The sequence below is a fragment of the Rhabdochlamydiaceae symbiont of Dictyostelium giganteum genome (genome assembly GCF_964291045.1).
Lineage (GTDB): Bacteria > Chlamydiota > Chlamydiia > Chlamydiales > Rhabdochlamydiaceae > PALSA-1444.
Genome location: NZ_OZ197277.1, coordinates 599,485 through 620,617, shown reverse-complemented (window position 1 = coordinate 620,617; position 21,133 = coordinate 599,485). Strand labels below are relative to the sequence as shown.

The following is a 21,133-nucleotide window of genomic DNA, read 5'->3' as shown; positions in this document are numbered from 1 at the left end:
CTATAAATTGAAAAGCGTTAATACATTATCTCTCGTGGGTATGTTTCCATGTTTAAGGAAACCAAGTGCTACAAAAGGCTCTAAATCTAAAAAGCATAAAAGCACTTTATATTTGTCGATTAAAGTGCCATCATCTAATTGAAGAATTGCCCAAGGAAAAAGTTTTTCTCCTAAGATGCGGTAACTTCTACTCTCTCTTGGCTCTATTTGCATGGCCTCCTTCAAAAGTAAGATAGAGGTATACTGCTTGTTATTTGATAAAAAGACAGATTCCCCAGGTTCTAGAAGCAGCGCTAGATCACACAGTACATGAGCATTTGTAGGTTCATGCTGATGCGCTTTGACAAGAAGCTCTATCTTTGTCAAATGCTCTCCATTAGGAAGCCGTATTTTTTCTCCTGTTAAAACCTCTTTAGCAAGCAGTTGATAAGCTTTGGCTTGATGGGGAAGTTTTTCAATGGACTTTTGTAAGAGCTCTTTTTTTCCAAAGGTTCCTTGATCCCCAACAGGGATGGTTTCCCAAGGGTGTAATAATTTCCCTAAGAGTCTATACGGCTCTTCATCAGAGGGGTTTAAACGGATCTCTTCTAGTAATAGCTCCTTACACCGTTCTTTTTCACTACCAAATAAATATTTTTCAGTGTACGAAGAAGGAGTATAATTTTTAGCACGCTCGTAGTAATACTCTAAACCATTAAGGAGATTTTTATAATACTCTAAATGTACAACAAATTCTTTACGTTGACTGGAGCGTAATTCGTGCTTGAGGTCTTTGATCATTTCCGGAAGACCTTCATCTATTTTTCTAGGAAGAGGCTTCATCAACTCCTTTCTTTCTAAACGAAACGCTTCAAGCAATTTCGTGTTATCATTAGAGGGATTGTTTTGAGCCGTAGCACTTTTTTCTAAAGGTAAGGAGCGATGGGGGATTTGATTTGTTAGCTCTTCTTTCTTAAGCAGAAGTTCATATGTACGGTCTTTGACTAAAGGAGTCTGTTGTAAAAGGAGAGGAGCCTCCGTAAGGGCTGTCAAGACTAAAGAAACCAAGCTTAAAGAAGGGCCTTTCAAAGGCTCTAGTTGCGGGGTTAGTCCTTTGATAGATGGATCTTGATTAAATTGATTATTTATACTCATATTAACCCTGCTTTTTTATAACTAATTACAATTAACTCTATTAACTTAATGTTAAAATAATAATATATTAAAGTATTTAATTAATTTTAATAACCCATTAAATAGGTATAGGGATTTTACCTTTTAGGTAAGAGCTTAAAGGAGAAAGAAAGAGATCTCTTTTCCCCCTATTTGGATAAAAAGAAGAGGAAAATGGGGGTAAACGCAATTAAAGATTGACTCGTTTTCGTAAAGATGGGATAAAAATGAGAGGAAAGAATTGCTCATGACTTAATTGAGACTATTTTTCCTCCGAGAATGAATAAGGCATATGGCAGAAAAATCCGAAAAGGCGACCCCGAAAAAACTCCGCGATGCACGTAAAAAAGGGCAAGTTGCAAGATCTCAAGATTTTCCTTCAGCCTTTACGTTTATCACCTCAATTACCACAACGCTGTGTCTTACCAAATATCTCTTCAATCAGCTTGGAGGATTCACAGTTGCTGTGTTTAATTCCATCCGGTCTAATACCGATTTTTCTTCTAAAATTTCTGGGATGTTAGGAGAGTCACTTCTTGTCATTTTGCAATCTTCCATCCCCATATCTGCTCTAACAGCGTGTGTGGGTGTTCTCGTCTCTTTTCTTGTGGTAGGGCCTGTTTTTTCCACTCAAGTGTTAAAGTTTGATGTAAAAAGGCTCAATCCTGTGACCAATTTAAAGAACATGTTTAAATTGAAAACACTCATCGAACTGCTTAAATCCCTTCTTAAAATCACCATTGCCCTCTTTATCATCTATTCTGTGATCAATAAAAGCTTACCAGAGCTTGTTGCCACAGCTGCGATGCCGCTCTTGGGTGCGGCTCAAGTGTTTTACGAAATTTTATTTAAAGTGATTATTCGTATCGGAATCTTTTTCATCATTATAGCCATTTTTGATTTAGCGTTTCAGCGGTATAACTTTGCCAAAGAGATGAAGATGGAAAAATTTGAGGTGAAGCAAGAGTACAAAGATACGGAAGGAGATCCGCACATTAAAGGGAAACGGCGGCAAGTGGCTCAAGAAATCGCTTATCAAGACGGCCCAAGCTCTGCAAAAAGGTCAAAGGCGATTATCACCAACCCCATCCATATTGCTGTTGCTATTGATTATTTAGAGGAAAAAGAACCTGCCCCTCGCATTATTACAATGGGACAAGGTATAATGGCTGATCAAATTATTCGGTTTGCTCAAGAGGCACATGTTCCTATCATGCGAAATGTCCCCTTAGCTCAGCGCCTTTTTAAAGAAGGAAAAATCGGAAACTTTGTCCCTGAATCGACCTACGAAGACATTGCAGATATTTTGCAGTGGATTAAACGCCTTGAAGAAAAAGAAGAAACTGGAGATCTATTCCAATGAAACCGTTTTTACAATCGATACTTCGCTCTCTGAGTGGGGAAAGAATGCTGAGAATCATTGCGCATTCAACAGATGTTGTGCTCGCTTTATTTGTGATCACCATCATTGCAATGATCGTGATCCCTGTGACTCCTACTTTTTTAGATAATCTCATTGCTGTTAATATTTCGATATCAATCGCCTTGATGATGGTGGCTCTTTACATCTCAACAGCTGTTAACCTCTCGATATTCCCCTCTCTTCTTTTGATTACAACCCTCTTTCGGTTAGGGATTGAGATTTCTGCGACTAAGCAAATTCTTCTTAAAGCGTATGCAGGACACATCATTGAAGCGTTTGGAAACTTTGTTGTGGGCGGGAATTTCGTTGTCGGATGTGTAGTGTTTTTGATCATTACCATTGTGCAGTTTATCGTTGTGACTAAAGGTTCTGAGCGGGTTGCAGAAGTCGCTGCTAGATTTACTTTGGATGCGATGCCAGGTAAGCAGATGAGTATTGACGCAGATATGCGAAGCGGTATTATCGACTCTAATCAAGCAAGAGAGCTAAGATACGCTCTTACCAAAGAGAGTCAGCTTTACGGAGCCATGGACGGGGCGATGAAGTTTGTGAAAGGAGACGTGATTGCAGGGATTGTGATTGCCGTCATTAACATCATTGGAGGACTCATCATCGGAGTCACCATTCACCAAATGAGTATGTTTGATGCGATGCAAACCTACACCCTTCTCTCCATTGGATCTGGCCTTGTGTCTCAAGTCCCCTCTCTTTTAATCTCGATGACAGCAGGTATTGTCACCACCCGGGTTTCTAGTGATAAAAAAGAGATGCCCCTTGGAAAAGAGATTTCTGAGCAGCTTTTAGGTCAGCCAAAAGCGATCATGTTAGCAGCAGCTGTTCTTTTAGGGATGTCTTTCATCCCCGGCTTTCCTAGATGGACCTTTATCATTATTGCTCTCATTTTAGGTTCTCTTTCATTTGCAAGGCTTAATAAAAAAGGGCCTTTAAATGCTGCATCTCCTAGAGGCGGCTCAAATGTTGGGAACATGGAAGGGCACTCGATGGTTAGAGGCCCCTCTGATGAATATGCGCTCACGCTTCCTGTGATTTTAGAAGTGGGTAAAGGGCTTTCTCACTTCATTAAGAAAAACCGCGGCGGTCCTTCTTTCATTGAAGAGATGATTCCTAAAATGCGGCACGCTCTTTATCAAGATCTAGGAGTGAGGTTCCCAGGAGTTCACGTACGAACAGATGCTCCTGATTTAGATTCTGATGAATACGCCATTCAGCTTAATGAAGTGCCAATTGTAAGAGGAAAAATCCCTGATGACTCTCTTCTTGTCAATGAGACCCCTGAAATGTTAAGAAGATATAATATTCCCATGACCCAATCCAAAACGGTATTTGGGCAGCCCTCCATTTGGATCCACTCTAGATATCAAGAAATCTTACAAAAAGCTGGCATTAAGTTTTGGAAGCCGCATGAAGTGATGATTCTTCATCTCTCATATTTCTATAAAACACATGCAAGTGACTTTATGGGCATTCAAGAGATTAGAGCGATTTTAGAATTTATTGAAAAATCGTATCCGGATCTTGTGAAAGAAGTGACACGGCTTGTCCCTCTTCAACGGTTAACAGAGATCTTTAGACGGCTTGTGCAAGAACAAGTGTCTATTAAAGACTTAAGAACGATATTAGAAGCTTTAAGTGAATGGGCTCAATCTGAAAAAGACACGGTACTCCTCACAGAGTATGTGAGATCATCTCTGAAACGGTACATCAGCTACAAATACTCTCAAGGGCAATCGGTTCTTGCTGTTTACCTTCTTGATCCTGAGATTGAGGATCTTGTAAGAGGAGCCATTAAACAAACATCAGCAGGCTCTTATTTAGCCCTTGATCCAGATTCTGTTCAAATGATCATGCAAGCGATGCGCTCAACGATTGTGATGACTCCAGCAGGAGGGCAGCCCCCTGTTCTTCTTACTGCAATTGATGTGAGACGGTTTGTACGTAAGCTGATTGAAAGTGAATATGCCGATCTTCCTGTGATCTCTTATCAAGAAGTGATCCCTGAAATCCGGATTCAACCTCTTGGACGGGTTCAACTGTAGGACCTATAAAGCTTTAAATCCCTTTTAACAAAACCGTTTTAAGGGATTTTTAAACTCGTAGCAAATCTTTTTGCAAAAATGAGAGTCCTGCATCAAAAAGCACTTTCTTTACGAACAGTTTTTTTGAAGAGAATATTTAAAAAAAAAGAGCCTTATACCCAAGACTCTTTTTTTATTTTGTAGATGAAGGATTCTTTTTAAGTTCTAATACCATTTCTTGTAGAGAAAAAAGTCTTCATTTACCCTCTTGATCATGATATTCCAAAAGTTTTACTCAAGATCATTTTTTCAAAAACAATCAAAGACTCTAGCTCTTATCCCCCCAAATTTTGGGGCATTTCACCTCTCAATTTCATAAAAATAGCATTTTTTTGTGAAAAATAGCGTCTTTTAAGATGCATCCAAGCTCTGAACTTGAGGTAAAAACAGAATCATCAAGTATGGCCCCTGGCTGAGTATTTTAAAGCGATTCACTTGTCTGATCTAAGAAAGTGATATGTCCATTTGAAAGAGTCTTTCACACCTTCTAAAACACTATTTTACCCTTAAGATAAATCAAACTGTGTGTATAGGGGGTCCAAAAGCGCGGTTTGTATTGAAGATCACTTCCCTTGGTGAAGGAGCTTGCTCAATTTCACAAAAAGATGCTATTTTTGTGAAAAAAAGAACTCTTAAAATGCGTCAAAGCTGTAAACTCCTTATCAAAAATAGAATCATTAAGCATGGTCCTGGATGGTGTTTTATAGTTCTACACTTTTCTGATCTAGGAAGTGATGTGTCCATTCGAAAGGCACTTTCACAACTTCAAAAACAATGCTTTATACGCAGATTAACTCAAGGGGTTTATGATTACCCTATAGAGCATCCCCTATTGGGAACCATCCCTCCTGATTTAAATGCAGTTGCAGGGGTCATTGCAGAAAAAAATGGAGTTCAAATTCAACCGTGCGGCGCTCATGCTGCGAATTTACTGGGTCTTTCTAATCAAGTGCCTGGAAAAGTGATCTTTTTAACTGAATGGCCCTCTAGGAGAGTTAAAATTGGGAACCAAGAAATCATTTTTAAAAAGACCTCAAAAAAAATGATGCTACCTGCTGGAACGGTAGAGGGTCTTCTGATTCAAGCGTTGAAAAATTTAGGACAATATCACATTGATGAGGTGTCTCGGGCTAAAGTTGCAACACTTCTTAAAAACTCTAGTGAAAGTGAAATAAGAAAAAACATGAAATTTGCACCTGAATGGATACGCCTTTTTGTGTTTAAAGTGCTAGAGCTTAAGCCATAAATACAATTTTATCTTTAAAATAGCTGCTGATTGTAAAAATATCCTCTTTGTAATGATTGAAAAAGATGACTGGCTTTTAGACAGATTGTTCCTTAGAAAAATAACTGGAGAAGTTCTACTCCTTATACAGTCTCTTTTCAAAATTAAATAAAATACTGCACAATCTATATATACATTTATTTATATTATATGGTATAAATAAGTTATGGAATTATTTCATTCTTCTCCTTCAGTCCCAGGCGTTAGCTCCCCTTCACTCATCAAGCAAGCCATGCGGCAATCAGCTCAAAAGCTGTTGCAGTATGCAGTAGCTCAAGAGTCTGTTAATGAAGAGTTTCAAGAGTGGGGGGATTTAAACGCTTGGAACCCTTTAGCTTTAGCTAAACGGTCTCAAACGCTTGAAAAGCGGGTGAAGGATAAATCTAAGGCTGAAGAATCTAAAGGGAAAAGAGGGGCTGAAGAAGACTCTTCTCACCGTATTGGGAAGTTAGAGTCTATTGCTAAAAACTATGAGAGAAAAAATCCTGAGCTTAAAGCTAAGACGCTTCTTTCACTCCGATCTCTCATTACAGCTAAAGACTCTCCCCTAGAGATTTTAGAAAAGCTTAAAAATGTGTATCTAGATATTGCCCTTGTCGATGAGGCGCTTGAATTTCTCATTGATGCATCAGATGATGTGTTAAAAGAGAACTTAATAGAGGCGAGAAATCTTTTGCATAAAGACTTTGCAAGAGAAGTTACTGCTGGGCGAAATATTGGGATGCAAGCTAGAAACTACGCTGCTAAAGGACTTGGATCCCCTACTGCTCTTAGAGATCTTTACAGAGTGATCACTCACACTCCTTTTAACGCGGTTACGCTTTTTCAAGAGCTCTCTTTGAACTTCTCCTTAGATAAGATGCAAGTGGTGATTCATTTTATTTTGCATTCTTTAGGATCTGATGTAAAAGCCAAAGGGCCCTCGATTGCTCCTGGAGAGCTTTTTAAGATGATGAGTGAAACACGGGATATGCAAGCTGTTTTAGGAGTCTATAGATACTTTTCTAAGCAAATGCCCATGATTGCTAAGATGGTAAATACTAGATGCTCAAAACCTCTTAATATCTCCTTTGATCTTTTAGCAAGAGCCTTTGTCACCCTCATTTTAGAAAAGTATCCAACGGTTGAAAGAGCGCTTCTTTTATCTAAAGAGCTCTCTATTCAAGATCTCCCTGCTGTCCAAATTGTGATTTATCACGAGTTTTTAACCGCTATGCGGCAAGTCTCTTCCCGGTTATTTCAAAGCGATAAACAGTATCACGATTTACTCAGTTGTTATATGAGCACAATTGAATCGATTGAAAAGCGGCTTGAAAAAGAGGGCGTTTTCATCAGCAAACACAAGGTTTAAATGGATCTTTTTTCTAAAATAATCACAGATCTCTCTTTACTCATTGATTATCCCATCATACCAGATCCTAAGCAACTCTACGGTCTTGAGATTAATCATACACTCCATCTTCAGCTAAAAGAAGAAAATAACAAGGTGTGTATTTCTACCTTTTTAGGAGAGCTTACTCCTGGAGTGGGAAGAGATCAGCTTTTAAAATGGGCTTTAAGAGAAAATCAATTACGCTCTGAAACAGGCGTACTTTGCTACACCCCTCGGAATAACCAACTTGCCTTTTTTCTCGTTGTGGAATTAGAGACTCTTTCAGGAGTATTACTTGCTGACATCTTAGAGGCGTTTTTACAAAAAGCGCTTCTTTGGAAAAAAGCGATTGATACCAATGAAAACCCGTTAGAAACCTCCTTTACCTCAAAAGAAGCCCCTTCCATTTTTGATTTACATCCTTAACACGTTTCTTCCTTGCTTTTCCTTTTTCATCCGTTTTACTATAGCGTTATGTGGTATGTGATCTTTTTTCTCTTTCCGTGCCTAATCTATTCTGCTCCCTTATCTCTTCAAGATAAGCTCATGAACCTAGATCCTTTATCTATTTCTGAGCATCTCTCTTTTTACGATCTTTATCCTGAAGAAGAAGAGGGGAAAAAAGCGCTCTCTCACGCTTGGGCGCTTCTCTCTTGTAGATCAGAAACTCAAAATAGCAACCCTCTTTTTCTCCCTTCAGTTGATCTTAAGCCTCTCATCACCCTCATCACAGAACGGACCTCTTCTCAAAAAGTTGTCCTGACCTCTCAGCAACTCCAAGCTATTGATACTCTCTCTTCTCATTTTTATAATAGGAGTCTTCCAGGACACTATGTATGGACGAAAGAAGAGCTCTTTAATCTCCCTTCAGAAGATATCGATTTAAGCCGGGGTCTTCTCATTGAGCAGTTTAATGAAGATCAAGAGCAAATTATGCAGTATGAAGCGTCTCTTGATCTCATGGCGCTTCAAATTCAAGCAAGAACTCCTAAAGATGCGGCTCCTCAAGAGCTCATCCAAAAGATTAACCATTTCATCTTCCATGAAATGCGGTTTCACTTCCCTCCTCACTCTCTTTACGCAAAAGATATCGATCTCTATACGTTTTTGCCCTCTGTGATGGATAGTAGAGAAGGAGTGTGTTTGGGGGTTTCTATTTTATACCTCTCCCTTGCTCAAAGGCTTGGGCTTCCTTTAGAAATCATCACACCGCCAGGCCACATCTACGTAAGATACCAGACAAAAGATACCTGCATTAACATTGAAACAACAGCAAGAGGTGTCAACTACCCAGATGATCTTTACCTCGGCATTGATACAAGAAAGCTTCAACAAAGAAATCTTAAAGAAGTGATCGGTTTTGCCTATATCAACCAAGCATCTGTTGCTTGGGGGCTAAATGACTTTAAGACAGCTGTCACGCTTTATCAAAAAGCCAGGATTTATCTTCCCCATGATCCCTTACTTAACCTCCTTGAAGGGATTAACTCTCTTTTCATTGGGAAAATTCAAGAGGGAAGAGAGCTTCTCTTGCCTTTAAGAAACTTTACCTTTGATTGGGCAGTCTCTCCTGAAACGCTTATTGATGACTACTTTGCAAAAAAAGTAGATATTGAAGGGATTAAGGCCCTATTTTCTCATGTCGATGAAACACGGGAATCAATCCTCTGTAAACAAAAACAGCTGGAACAAGTTTTAAAGAAGTATCCTCATTTTCGTTCAGGGCTTTTTCAAAGAGCTATTTGTTTAATGCAGCTAGGGCGTTTAAAAGAGGCTGAACAAGTACTTGAGGGCTATCATAAACTTGATCCTTCAAGTGCAACAGTAGAGTACTATTTAGCTGTCATTGCTAAAGAGAGGCTTAACTACAAAAAGGCGTGGCACCACTACAAAATTGCAGAAAAGCTCCTCACTCAAAGAGATCATCAATGTGCGGTATTACAAGCTTTACGAAATGACTTGAAAGGGTATTTAATCCCATTTTTATTTGATCGTGATAATATCAATTTTTAGGTAAATCTCAAAATCTTCAAAAAATTTAAAGCGAAAAACAAGAAGTTAAAAAAATCAATCACCTAAGTTAAATCTTAGAGATCTACTTATCTTCATCTCTCTTTATTCCTAGTATTTTCTATACTAACTTAAAAGCAGAGCTCTTTAACTAGAATTACTTGATACTTTACTGCAGGAAATTGTTGTCAAAAATCCCTTCAGATACCTGGTTCCAAAATGAGCCGCTCTTCTCACTGAAGCAAGGCCTCTTTCTGGATCAGCAACGGCTGCCATATTCATCGCTAATCTCCTAAACAATCTTAGGTTCTCTGCACTATTTCTACTATCTATTAAGTTATCATCTTCCTCAAAAGTCACATCCGCTATTAAGTAATATTGATTTTCAATACTCCAATGTTGCAGGATCTATTTCCCAAAATCTTTTGCTGGTACCTGGCGGCTAGAGAGATAAAATCGTCTGGATAGCTCTCCTTCATCTGAGTCGCTTTTATCTCTCTTTGCTCTGATTTCAATCAAACAGGCTAACTTTACCCATTTACTTGCTTGAGAGAATAAGTCTAACTCTTCTATAATCCTGACTTCCCTAGATTCAATTCTTCCATGCCCTTTATCTAGCTCTTTGTAAAACAGGTGTGGCACTCCTTCACATTCTACTGCATGAGCTTGATCGAAAAAATTCTCCAGTTCAGCATAAAGAGACGGTTGGTTGTTCTTTACAGCTAGTAAGTAATCGGCTTTTGCATCGATGATTTTCTCTGCTGATTCTGGCACAGTGAGATGGGCATCTCCTGATATAATCGCGTCCTTTACATCAACTTGCTCTAACCTAACTTGCTAGTTGATGAGCAATAGATTAAAGTGAGAAATTTGAGTTAAAATTTGAATTGTTATAAAAAGGTTCCCCAAGACAAAAAACAACTTGGTTAGCGCCAAGAAGGGGGAACCATGCGTGATTATGATATTATTGCTTTATTTTGTCACCTAGATGATCAATGTAAACTTCGATTAATTTCAGACTCTCGGCAAGAAATGAGTCAATCAGAGGTAATGTTAGCAGCTCTGATTGCAGCAAGGGTATTTGGAGGAAATCTAAGGAAGGCGTGTCAATTTTTAAAAGAACACGGCTATTGCCCTCGTATGTTAAGTGAAAGCCGTTTCAATCGCCGCCTGCATATGATACCAGAAGAACTATGGACACATGTAATGAGAGGCTTTTGCCCAGAAGAAGTAGAGAGTAAATATATTATTGATAGCTTTCCTGTTCCAACTTGCCGAATGGTTAGAAAGAACCGTGTTCACTTATTTTATGGAGGTCATTTTTTAGGATATAGTGCCTCACATAAGATGTGGTTTTCAGGGCTAAAAGTTCATCTTTTAATAACAGCCTCAGCTCATCCGGTAGCAATGATTATCTCGCCTGGAAGTGAGCATGATTTAACAGGATTAAAACTGATCGACACTCCTTTACCAAAAGAAAGTTTGCTATACGGAGACAAGGCATATACGGATTACGCATGGGAGGAAAACCTACTTCAAGAAAAAGGGATCAAGCTCGTAGCAGAGAGGAAAAGCAACTCAAAAAGACCGCATCCAAAAGAGATAGAAAAAGATAGACGTAAGATCCGAAAGAACATTGAAACGGCTATCAGTGGAATTGTTCGTCTTATGCCAAGATGGATCCAGGCCGTTACAGAGAGAGGCTTTGAACTTAAATTAACGCTTTTTGTTATCGCCTTTGCATCCATGCAACTAGCAAGTTAGGTTTGCTCTAGAATGATCAGTAATGTGGTCTTTTCTACTGTTTTATCTGAAACCCTCTCTACAGCAAAACAAAGCCTATCCTCAGCAGCAAATAATTCTATGATATGGGTAATATCACCTAAAAAACTAGCTCCCTTTTACCATCTAATGCAAGCAGTTGATCTTGTAAGGAACCTGAGAATTTTACTAAACCATTTTCGCAAATAATTCTTTAGGGCTCTAGGAGGAGTTTTGATTAAAAACCACCATAGGGTTTCATGGGAAGGTGGAAAGACGTTTTCTCAAAGGATAGATGAAAACCACTCTTGTTGATGATAAGCATACTTAGCAATTTCTTCAATCGTATTACAGCCACAAAGAACGATAAGAGATAGATCCCAAATAGAGTATAAAATTCTCTTTTGGTTCCGCCTATAGTCTAGGAAATCCACAAATGAGCTTTTAATAGTACTTGCAAATAGATGAGCATCAAATGTCTTGCTAGCTTCTAGAATTTTAGTATCAATGGGCTGACACCGTGCCATGAGTTCCTCTGTTTGAGGAACTCGTATGCCATCTACTATCAAAATATTTTAGTTAAAGCGCTCTGAATTTAGAAGGTTTAGCAGCTCTTTAAACCTCTTTTCAGTCTTCTTCTGTTTTTTTAAAAGATCAATATCTGGAACTTTGTTTAATATTAATTTATCTCCCTCCTCTAATCTTTCTATCCTTATCTTTAACATTTTCTCCTCCACATCAAAAGCCTCTTCATTTCTTCCTAGTTCTTTTAAAAGATCAATCAGTTGCTCATAACTCGCGAATGTATGATAATTTCCTTCCCCGAATATTTTTCTACTTAGTTCTAGCGTCTTCTGTGCTTGATCAATAGCTTCTTCATTTCTCCCTAATTCTTTAAAAAAAGCAATTCCATATCTATATCTACTTAATGTCCAATAATCTGCTTCTCCTAAAGTTTCCCTTACTCTTTCTAACACCTTATGAACTACAGTAAGAGCCTCTTCATTTCTTCCTAGTTCTTTTAAAAGATTAATTACCTGTTCATAGCTCTGTGATATCTCATAGTCCCCTTCATCTAAAACTTCTCTCTTTATCTCTAATAACTTCTGTGCTAAAGGGAGGGCCTCTTCATTTCTCCCTAGTTTTTTTAAAAAATCAATCAATTGTTCATAGCTATCTACCGTAAGCTTATTTCTCTCCCCTAAAGCTGCTCTCCTTCTTTCTAGTCTCTTCTCTACTACAATAAGGGTCTCTTCCTTCCTTCCTAATTCTTTTAAAAGACCAATAACCTTTTTATAACTCTCTGATGTCTGCCGATTCCCCTCTCCTAAAGCATCCCTCCTTATCTCTAACATCCTCTGCGCTATAGTAAGAGCCTCTTCCTTCCTTCCTAACTCTTTTAAAATGTAAATAACTTTTTCGCAACTCTCTAATGTCCACTCATTTTCCTCTCCTAAAGTATCCCTCCTTATCTCTAACATACTCTGCGCTACAGCAAGAGCCTCTTCCTTCCTTCCTAATTCTTTTAAAATGCAAATAACTTTTTCGTAACTCTCTGATGTCCACTCATTTTCCTCTCCTAAAGTATCCCTCCTTATCTCTAACATACTCTGCGCTACAGTAAGAGCCTCTTCCGTCCTTCCTAATTCTTTTAAAATGCAAATAACTTTTTCGTAACTCTCTGATGTCCATTCATTTTCCTCTCCTAAAGTATCCCTCCTTATCTCTAACATACTCTGCGCTACAGTAAGAGCCTCTTCCTTCCTTCCTAATTCTTTTAAAATGCAAATAACTTTTTCGTAACTCTCTGATGTCCATTCATTTTCCTCACCTAAAGTGTCCCTCCTTATCTCTAACATCTTCTGTGCTTGATTAAGAGCCTCTTCCTTCCTTCCTAATTCTTTTAAAATGCAAATAACTTTTTCGTAACTCTCTGATGTCCATTCATTTTCCTCACCTAAAGTGTCCCTCCTTATCTCTAACATCTTCTGTGCTTGATTAAGAGCTTCTTCCTTCCTTCCTAATTCTTTTAAAATACAAATAATTTTTTCGTAACTCTCTGATGTCTTATAATTTCCTTCACCAAAAATTTTTCTGCTTGTCTCTAATAACTTGAGTGCTAAGGGAAGGGCCTCTTCATTTCTGCCGAGTTTTTTCAAAAAATCAATCAATAATTCATAACCATCTAATGTCAACTCATTTCCCTCTCCTAAAGCGCCTCTCCTTCTTTCTAAGAGCTTCTTTATTACAATAAGGGAGTCTTCATTTTTCCCTAGCTCTTTTAAATGAACAATCATTGCTTTATAAACCTGCTCTTTCAAATAATCCATACATTCTAAAGCTTCGCTCTCTGTATCTAATACCTTATGCACTACAGCAAGAGCCTCTTCATTTTTCCCCAATCTTTTTAAAAGATCAATCACATTTGAATAGCTCATTAATATCCAATAATCTACTTTTTCCGTCCTCTTCTTTCTTATTTCAAGCACATGCTGAGCCAGTATTAGGGCTTCATTTGCATTTCCTTCTATATGAAGAATAAATGATAATTTTTCATAACTCTCTACAGTATATTCAGACGTTTTCCCCAATATCTTTTCTCTTATTTCCAATCCTTTTCTTACTGACTGTCGATCGCCTTTTAAATGATAAAGCTCTGCCATCACTAAGGACTCAGATCCTTTAAAAAACGTTTGCCCAAGCTTAATTCCTAGATTTACGTAGGTTTGACATTCTCCATTCATACTAGAGTGTGATACCTCCATCTCATAATCACTATGCATACCTAATAGCCATCCTAGGTGGCTAAATAGCTGAATACGATCTTCTATTGTTAACATCTGTTGGGTATATTCTATTGCATGCACGTTAAGAGTATGTACTTGATATAAGCTTCTTAGCCTATTAAATTTATTCCAATTAATTATACGAGGAAAACTTCTTAATTTCTTAATTTCTTGATGGAGTGAACAGGCGGCTTCTCTAATAATACGCTTCTTTTCTTCCTGACTTAGCTGATAGGCAGTCACTTTTTGAACAAGGGAGTGAACTTGATAGTATTTTTTCTGATCCAATGCTCCAATCCTTTCTTGAAAAAACGTATAGTCTTTAAGTAGTTTAATAGCTCCTGTAATAGCAACTTGATCCTCATGAGGATAGAATGTTTTAGCAAAGGTATTAAGTAGATCAAATGGAATATCTTCTTCCCCTAGTATTGAAATAAATTTTATCATATTAATTGCTAAGGTACCTCTCTCTTTATTGCCAATAGCAAATAAAGAGACTTGCCAAGTGATAAAAACCGATACCTCTTCTGTGGGAATATTAATGTCATCTTTTCCAGGAAGTTTAAGATCATACCCTTCAAATTTCTCTTTATATTCGCAGAGAGAGATCTTCTCTTGCTCTAAATACCTTGCAATATGAGAGAGCGCTAGGGGATGATAACCAACTTCTTTTGCAAGCATCTCTGCTACTAATCGTTCTTTTTGAACGGGTTTATTCATCTTAGTAAGATAATAAATCGCCTCTTCATTGGAAAATTGTGTTAATGGAATCACGTTAAATCCATTTACCTTAGCTTTAGGTCCAACCCTGGTTGAAATTAAAATTTGACATTTTTTTCCATTAGGGACATGATTTGTAAGTTCCTGAAAAAAACTTTCCTCATCGAGCCCATCAATAATAATGAGCCCTGGAAGGGCCATTTGCTGGAGATAACCTTTTAGCTCAGCTAAGGGTTCTTTATGCTTCTCTTTATTAAGGCCAAGGAAAATCGCAAGTTCAATTAGCCCTGCTCTAATTGCCTCAGGTGCTGTTGCTTTAATAAAATGAATAAAACGATAACCAATAAGTTCTGATGCATATTTAAAACTCAAGGTGCTTTTTCCCATTCCTCCAATCCCTGCAATAGCTACTTTATTTGAGATTTTAAAGGCTTCCTTAATCTCTTCTAACTCTTTAATTCTTCCTATAAATGATGAAATTACATGGGGGAGATTGGATTGGCAACTTCCTATATCCTTTTCAAGAAGAGAAGACTTAATGGAGGAAAAATCTTTTATTTTTTGAGTCTGTCCTTCTTTTTCCATCTCTGCTAAGATACTTTTCATAGAGATACAGGCATTACAACATCTATTATTTACACTACAGGAACAAATTCCTTTTCCTTGCCTATGAAGACCTATTAACTTACCCTTTAAATTAAAGATCGGAGATCCAGATGACCCCTGCTGTGTCTTAAGATCATGGTGAGCATAATGATTATCTACGCTTTGAATGGTACCAATAGAATCTCTTACTAAGTCCAATTCTCCTGAATCCCCATCTACACCTTCAGGATAATGTATTATTGCAGCCAATTTGTCTACTTTTAGCTTCCCTACTCTAGATAATGAGAAAGCATGCGACATAATTTTTTGTACATTTTGATTTACTTCAATTGCTACGATTGTAAAATCTAATAAAGGCCCAGAAAAAAAATATCCTCCCTCTTTTTCATCTGGAAGCAGTGATACTGAATAGAACGTAGAATCCATCTTTTTTATTTCTGAATTACCCACAAGTTCTTTATAAAATAATTTGCTTTTCTTTGCTATTTCTTGGGTTGGAATAACATGTTTATTAGTCATAATAAGATTAGGAGCTATTAAAAAGGCTGATCCATTCGGCTTATATACCCCATTTTCTTTTGTTTTAACTTTATATACAACACAGGTTTGTCTTTGAATATGAGATCTTATCTGATCTGTATCACCGACAGGAAAACTATCCTGTCGAATATCCGTGAGTTTTTTCATTGTACTTGTTTGACATGCGATAGAGGCTGCCTCTTGCTTATTAGCTTCCGATTGTTTTGTTCCGCCGCTAACTATTTTTTTATAATAATCCTCAATTTGTTTAGATTTTTCTGAATTATTTGTGTAACTTCGGTAAGGTGTCATAATTGCTCTTTTTGATTTTGAGGAACTGATGAATAAATTTTTATCATAAATTTAAGCGTAATATTTTATTTTTTTACTGATAATTTTTCTAAAATATCTAGAATGTTGTGTCCTAAAGCAGGAGAAAGCCTCCAGTTTGGTATCTTAGTTCTTATAGTTTTCCAATTTTCCAATACATCTAGTTTGCCCTGTATTATATTTTTTAAATTAAGGCATTTTTCTATATAAATTGACCCATGAACAAAAATTTTCTTATTGATTAAATAAGCTTCTTCTACATATTCTAACGCCTTATTCTTATTTCTTAACTCTTCATCCTTATTTTTTCCTTCTATCTTATCTAAGATCCGAGCAATCCTAAAATAAGCCGCTGCTGTATATCTAGTTTCTTTTTTAAATAATTTCCTATTAATTTCAAATGCCTCTTCAGCTATGGGTAATGCTTTCTCAAAATTATTTCCCTTCATTAAAATTTCAGCTTTAGTTGTATAGCAATCAGCTGTATAACGAGATTTTTTTTCAAAAAATTTTTCATTGATATCAATAGCTTTTTCTGAGCTTTCTAATGCGTCTTCAGTAAACCCTAAAATGCATTGTAGATAAGCAATATCATTATAACTTTTTGCTACACGGCTAGAATTCTTTCCATATATTTCTATATTTATTTCAAGTTCTAGTTGAAAATGCCTTAATGCTTGCTCGGGATCATCTAATTTTTTGCATAGCTGTCCCACTGTAGAATGATGTAGCGCTATCTCTGCTTTTTTTGCATATTCGCTTTGATGACTTATCCGATTAATGCCGCCATATCCTTCTATATATTCTCCTATTGTGAATTTTAATTTTTTTAAAATTTTACCATCTAAATATTTTTTATAATTACTTAATGCATCTCCTAAAATTCTCATAATCTGATGATATATTGACTCTCTGTCATATGAATTATTAACACCTAACTTTCCTATAAAATCCAAAGTTTTTTTAGCCCATTGAATAGCATTTTCATAGTCTCCTAAATCTCGATATATTCCCATAATCACTTTGTAATTTTTAACTATAAATGACTTATCATATTCCTTTAATTTCCCTCCTAAATCGAATATTTTATTTGAACTTTTAAGCGCTAAATCCAATTCTCCCAATAGTTTTCTTCCTTTAGCTAAGTAATAATAAGCCTCTAAAGAAATTTGATCTTGCTTCAATTTTTCAGTAATTTTCATACAGCTTTCACATGATTTTTCAAAATCCCCAGTACTTAAATAAAGCCATGCTAAATCACACCAAAGGTTTCTCCAATCTATAGATTCTTTAAATCTTGGCATGCTACGTAGGGTTTCCATGTGGTTAATATAAACTATTATATGATTTATATAAGTCTTGAGAAATCGTGATTTAGGTATTGAAAAATCCTCTTCGGGTTGAGATTTAAAAAAGCGCAATTCATCACATAAAGTTTTATATAATATGGCTCTAATTTTAATTTTTTCATCATCATGTAAATTATAAATAATCACTTGCTGAACAAGAGGGTGAATTTTGTAAATAACCCATTTCCCCTGAGTATTATTTTCTTTTTCTATGCTCTCTTCTTCAATGAATGAATATTTTTTAAGTAGCTCTAAAGTATTCTTTAAAAAACATTTTTTTTGAGGAAAAGTATTCTGTATCCATGCTTCTAAAAGATTTAACGGAATATTATCTTGAGCTAGAAAAGCAATAAACTCCATAAGGTCTTTAACGATGCCTCCTTTGTCTAGCTTAACAATAGTATCGATTGAAATTGCCCAGGTTATAGTAATGATTTTTTCTTGAAAAAAATCAAAAGGTGGACCACTTAAGAGCTCGATTCCTTTTTCTTTGAAATCTTGTAAATATTCGCCAATTAAAATTTTTTTATGTTCAATATATGCGACTGCATGTACAAGAGCTAGAGGTAAAAATCCTAAAGTATTGGCTAAATTTTTAACTGAATCTAAAGTCTTTTCTTCCGGTATTGCTTCAGTAATATATCTTGTAGCCTCTTCTTCAGAGAATACGCTAAGACTAATATCATGAATATTCACTGAAATACTAGAACCATCAAACTGGATTCTCCTTGTGATAAGGGCTTTGCAATTTTTATTTGAAAAATATGAATCTTTAGCCTCTAAAAATGGTTTAGTGTCATCAAGTCCATCAATAATAAAAAGATAAGGCTTTTCAATTTTTGATAACCGTCCTCTTAGTATAGCAAGCCTCTCTCCTGGCAGTCCTTCAGTAATGCTCAATCTCTCTGCCAGCTCTAAAAGTCCGTCTCTAATAGAATTTTGATCCATTACTTTAATCAAATAAACAAACTCATATCCTTCCAGAGATCTTCCATATTTTATGCTAAGAGTGCTTTTGCCAACTCCGCCAAGACCAGAGATCGTTACTATTGAAAATTGTTGAAATGCTCTTCTAATCTCCTCTAACTTTTGAGGCCTTTCTATAAATGATTTTGCAAGAAGGGGTATATTGAAATAAGAAACCTTTGTATTTTTTTTAGGAATCTGGGCTACGGTTAAGGAGAAATCTTTTATTTTTTGAGTTTGCCCTTTTTTTTCTATCTCTTTTAAGATACTTTTCATAGAAATACAGGCATTACAGCATCTATTATTTACACTACATGGACAAACTGCTTTTCCTTGACAATGAAGGCCTATTAACTTGCCCTTTAAATTAAAGATCGGAGACCCAGATGACCCCATCTGTGTTTTAAGATCATGGTGAGCATAACAATTATCTATGCTTTGAATAGTACCAATAGAATCTCTTACTAAATCGGCTTCTCCTGAATCTCCATCTACGCCTTCAGGATAATGTATTATTGCAGTCAGTTTGTCTACTTTTAGCTTTCCCACTTTAGATAAAGAGAAAGCATTAGACATAATTTCTTGTACATATTCATTTAGTTCAATTGCTACGATTGTAAAATCTAATAAGGTTCCGGAAAAAAAATATCCTCCTTTTTTTTCATCTGGAAGTAGCGATACTGGATAAAACGGAAAAATCGTCTTGTTTATTTCTGAATTACCTACCAGTTCTTTATAAAATAATTTACTTTTCTTTGCAATTTCTTGATTTGGAATAACATGGTTATTAGTCATAATAAGGTTAGGAGCTATTAAAAAGGCTGATCCATTCGGCTTATATGTCCCATTTACTTTTGTTTTCACTTGATATACAACACAAGTGTGTCTTTTAATATGAGAGCTTATCAGAGCTATATCACAGGTAGGAAAACTATCCTGTCGATTATCTATGAGTTTTTTTATTGTACTTGTCTGACATACAATAGAGACTGCCTCTTGCTTATTAATTTCTGATTGTTTTATTCCGCCACTAACTATTTTTTTATAATAATCCTCAGCTTGTTGTGTGCAAAATTGGCTGATTTTCATAATTCCTCTTTTTGATTTTTATCATCCGGAATAATAGCTAATAGGTCCTCAAATCGTTTTAAACGTTCCTGTTTTTGATCGAGTTCCAATTCTTTTTTTAAGTATTCATCTTGCTTTCTTTTGAAAGATTGTTCCAGTTCCTCCTTTTCATTGTTAAATCGACTAAGCACTTCTTCACATGCTTCAATATCAGGTATAGGATCAATTTCATTGAATTGAGATTGATTTTGCATTCCGTTATTAGCCGCATGCGCCCGAGCTAAATCCATCTCAACCCTTTCCTTAAACTCTATTTTTTGCTTTAATTGGGTTTCAAACTCTAGAGTATCACCATCTTTATTCTTTGAAATTTCAGTTTTAAGGGTTGATATTTCCTTTTTCATTGTGTTGAGTTTTTTAGTCGTTAAGTTTTTTTCCAAAGACATATATTTTCGATTAGTTTCCTCTTTTGTCAATTCATTTAAAGACTTTTCTATAAAATTTCCCACATAGTTGTTATTTTCTATAAGCCAGAGCTTTGATAGTTCAGAAACGACCTGCTTTGTAAATTTTTCTTCTGTCGAAAAATTTATCAGATATTTGATCGCAACATAACGAACTTTCCAAGATTCCTTGTCTTGTAGATTATATTGGGTCAGCTCAAGAAAATTTGGTTTTATTTCATTACCAGAAAAAACACGCATTCTTACTTCTTCCTTAGCTGCAGAATTATTTATCAACTCAAAATAAAATTGAACAAGATACAAAGCGCGCTCATGCTTTCTTACTATTTTATAATTCTCAATAAATTGATTAAGGGTTTTTAAATGTTCAAGCTCTGTGACGCGATTGCCTGAAAATAGCCAATTCATTACCCATACTTTCTTATACCAACCTTTCTCCATTTCATGATAAATACGGCATATTAAATCAATCATAGGCCCGACTAAATATGCAGCACCATCTAAGCCAGATTTAGGGTTAATTACAGCGCCAGGAATAGATAAAGCTGCTTGCATAATTCCTTTAATCACTTCAAACCCTTCTTTTTTAAAGATTTCTTTTGATTTTCCTTCGCCCGGCTGAAATTTTCTTGTAAGAGCAATCATGGAATATATACAAAAAAATGTTTCAAAGTCATTCTTAGGAAGCGTTTCCAAGATTTTATTTAATAAACTATTTATCTGATCTCTTGTTTGCAGATAAATATGCCTTTTTTCTGCAGCAAACTTAAATGCGACTAGTTCATATGCTACCAATGCCGTTTTACTTAGCAGGCGCTTTAGCTCATCTCTATCTTGAACTTCATCGGACGAAAGAGTCTCAATTAACCGAAGAAATAGAGGAAGAAAAGTCGGCGAATTTTGAAAAATCTCTTTTAAATGCGCTTTTGGATTACTTATATGATACATTTTGCTTGAAGGTTGGTGATAGAGAGCATTCCTGTAATTAATGATAGAATGATAAATTTCATTAATCAGTGACTCTAATGGTTTTGATGAACAAATCGTTGCATTTTGAAAGTTGCTTAAACAAAGATGAAATTGAGATATACGGGTCTCTAATTGATCTAGATGAAACTGAGGTGTATCCGCCTCTAATTGATTGACTATTGGGCTTGTAGGAACTACATTTGTCATATTGACTCCTTATTTTTGAAAGAAAATATCTTAACCCTTTATTTTTTACT

Annotated in this window: 13 protein-coding genes and 1 pseudogene; 7 read left to right on the top strand and 7 right to left on the bottom strand. The window is 36.1% G+C overall.

The genetic code is table 11. The annotated features are described in order from the left end of the window. Complete coding sequence (locus ACI7T6_RS02100; protein WP_404665943.1) at window positions 1–1,134, bottom strand: hypothetical protein; 1,134 nt, start codon at window positions 1,132–1,134, stop codon at window positions 1–3. 310 nt (window positions 1,135–1,444) lie between these two features. Here ACI7T6_RS02100 and sctU point away from each other — a divergent pair, with 310 nt between their 5' ends. The 6 genes from sctU to ACI7T6_RS02070 all read left to right on the top strand — a co-directional run bounded on the left by sctU (window position 1,445) and on the right by ACI7T6_RS02070 (window position 9,341). Further along, window positions 1,445–2,515, top strand: coding sequence for a type III secretion system export apparatus subunit SctU (sctU, locus tag ACI7T6_RS02095; RefSeq protein ID WP_404665942.1), 1,071 nt, complete (start codon window positions 1,445–1,447; stop codon window positions 2,513–2,515). Beyond that, complete coding sequence (sctV, locus tag ACI7T6_RS02090; protein WP_404665941.1) at window positions 2,512–4,632, top strand: type III secretion system export apparatus subunit SctV; 2,121 nt, start codon at window positions 2,512–2,514, stop codon at window positions 4,630–4,632. Before sctU ends, sctV begins: the two co-directional genes overlap by 4 nt. Before the next feature lie 655 nt (window positions 4,633–5,287). After that, the gene (locus tag ACI7T6_RS02085) at window positions 5,288–5,917 is read left to right on the top strand and encodes a DUF6088 family protein (RefSeq protein WP_404665940.1); all 630 of its coding nucleotides are present in this window, start codon (window positions 5,288–5,290) and stop codon (window positions 5,915–5,917) included. A 205-nt stretch (window positions 5,918–6,122) separates the two neighbouring features. Further along, a complete protein-coding gene (locus tag ACI7T6_RS02080) occupies window positions 6,123–7,307 on the top strand; it encodes an HrpJ domain-containing protein (RefSeq protein ID WP_404665939.1) in 1,185 nt (394 codons plus the stop codon). Continuing rightward, the gene (locus ACI7T6_RS02075) at window positions 7,308–7,754 is read left to right on the top strand and encodes a CesT family type III secretion system chaperone (RefSeq protein WP_404665938.1); all 447 of its coding nucleotides are present in this window, start codon (window positions 7,308–7,310) and stop codon (window positions 7,752–7,754) included. It begins immediately after the preceding gene. 120 nt (window positions 7,755–7,874) lie between these two features. After that, entirely contained in the window at window positions 7,875–9,341 is a 1,467-nt protein-coding gene (locus ACI7T6_RS02070; protein ID WP_404665937.1) for a transglutaminase family protein, read from the top strand. Between the two features lie 144 nt (window positions 9,342–9,485). Here ACI7T6_RS02070 and ACI7T6_RS02065 read toward each other — a convergent pair whose 3' ends face one another. Together ACI7T6_RS02065 and ACI7T6_RS02060 are read right to left on the bottom strand one after the other, a co-directional pair. Further along, window positions 9,486–9,620, bottom strand: coding sequence for a hypothetical protein (locus ACI7T6_RS02065; RefSeq protein WP_404665936.1), 135 nt, complete (start codon window positions 9,618–9,620; stop codon window positions 9,486–9,488). 126 nt (window positions 9,621–9,746) lie between these two features. Next, window positions 9,747–10,154 (bottom strand): annotated as a pseudogene (locus ACI7T6_RS02060) (ISAs1 family transposase); the annotation flags it as partial. A gap of 132 nt (window positions 10,155–10,286) precedes the next feature. Between ACI7T6_RS02060 and ACI7T6_RS02055 the strand changes: the two are divergent. Next, window positions 10,287–11,102 carry an IS982 family transposase gene (locus ACI7T6_RS02055; protein WP_404665935.1) on the top strand — a complete coding sequence of 272 codons (816 nt, stop codon included), beginning with the start codon at window positions 10,287–10,289 and terminating at the stop codon, window positions 11,100–11,102. 281 nt (window positions 11,103–11,383) lie between these two features. Here the strand turns inward: ACI7T6_RS02055 and ACI7T6_RS02050 are convergent, their stop codons facing one another. From ACI7T6_RS02050 to ACI7T6_RS02035, 4 genes are all read right to left on the bottom strand, one after another. Continuing rightward, a complete protein-coding gene (locus ACI7T6_RS02050; RefSeq protein WP_404665934.1) occupies window positions 11,384–11,626 on the bottom strand; it encodes a hypothetical protein in 243 nt (80 codons plus the stop codon). A 48-nt stretch (window positions 11,627–11,674) separates the two neighbouring features. Next, on the bottom strand, window positions 11,675–16,042 hold the full coding sequence (locus ACI7T6_RS02045) for a tetratricopeptide repeat protein (protein WP_404665933.1): 4,368 nt from the start codon (window positions 16,040–16,042) through the stop codon (window positions 11,675–11,677). Window positions 16,043–16,107: 65 nt separating this feature from the next. Beyond that, window positions 16,108–19,464, bottom strand: a complete 3,357-nt coding sequence (locus tag ACI7T6_RS02040) for a tetratricopeptide repeat protein (protein ID WP_404665932.1) — start codon at window positions 19,462–19,464, stop codon at window positions 16,108–16,110. Next, on the bottom strand, window positions 19,461–21,083 hold the full coding sequence (locus ACI7T6_RS02035; protein WP_404665931.1) for a hypothetical protein: 1,623 nt from the start codon (window positions 21,081–21,083) through the stop codon (window positions 19,461–19,463). Before ACI7T6_RS02035 ends, ACI7T6_RS02040 begins: the two co-directional genes overlap by 4 nt. Window positions 21,084–21,133 lie beyond the last annotated feature (50 nt).

What these genes read in the sequence shown, in the direction of transcription:
- ACI7T6_RS02100 (WP_404665943.1), bottom strand. Translation starts at nt 1,134, where the DNA reads ATGAGTATAAATAATCAATTTAATCAAGATCCATCTATCAAAGGACTA.
- sctU (WP_404665942.1), top strand. Translation starts at nt 1,445, where the DNA reads ATGGCAGAAAAATCCGAAAAGGCGACCCCGAAAAAACTCCGCGATGCA.
- sctV (WP_404665941.1), top strand. Translation starts at nt 2,512, where the DNA reads ATGAAACCGTTTTTACAATCGATACTTCGCTCTCTGAGTGGGGAAAGA.
- ACI7T6_RS02080 (WP_404665939.1), top strand. Translation starts at nt 6,123, where the DNA reads ATGGAATTATTTCATTCTTCTCCTTCAGTCCCAGGCGTTAGCTCCCCT.
- ACI7T6_RS02075 (WP_404665938.1), top strand. Translation starts at nt 7,308, where the DNA reads ATGGATCTTTTTTCTAAAATAATCACAGATCTCTCTTTACTCATTGAT.
- ACI7T6_RS02070 (WP_404665937.1), top strand. Translation starts at nt 7,875, where the DNA reads ATGAACCTAGATCCTTTATCTATTTCTGAGCATCTCTCTTTTTACGAT.
- ACI7T6_RS02065 (WP_404665936.1), bottom strand. Translation starts at nt 9,620, where the DNA reads ATGAATATGGCAGCCGTTGCTGATCCAGAAAGAGGCCTTGCTTCAGTG.
- ACI7T6_RS02055 (WP_404665935.1), top strand. Translation starts at nt 10,287, where the DNA reads ATGCGTGATTATGATATTATTGCTTTATTTTGTCACCTAGATGATCAA.
- ACI7T6_RS02050 (WP_404665934.1), bottom strand. Translation starts at nt 11,626, where the DNA reads ATGGCACGGTGTCAGCCCATTGATACTAAAATTCTAGAAGCTAGCAAG.
- ACI7T6_RS02045 (WP_404665933.1), bottom strand. Translation starts at nt 16,042, where the DNA reads ATGACACCTTACCGAAGTTACACAAATAATTCAGAAAAATCTAAACAA.
- ACI7T6_RS02040 (WP_404665932.1), bottom strand. Translation starts at nt 19,464, where the DNA reads ATGAAAATCAGCCAATTTTGCACACAACAAGCTGAGGATTATTATAAA.
- ACI7T6_RS02035 (WP_404665931.1), bottom strand. Translation starts at nt 21,083, where the DNA reads ATGACAAATGTAGTTCCTACAAGCCCAATAGTCAATCAATTAGAGGCG.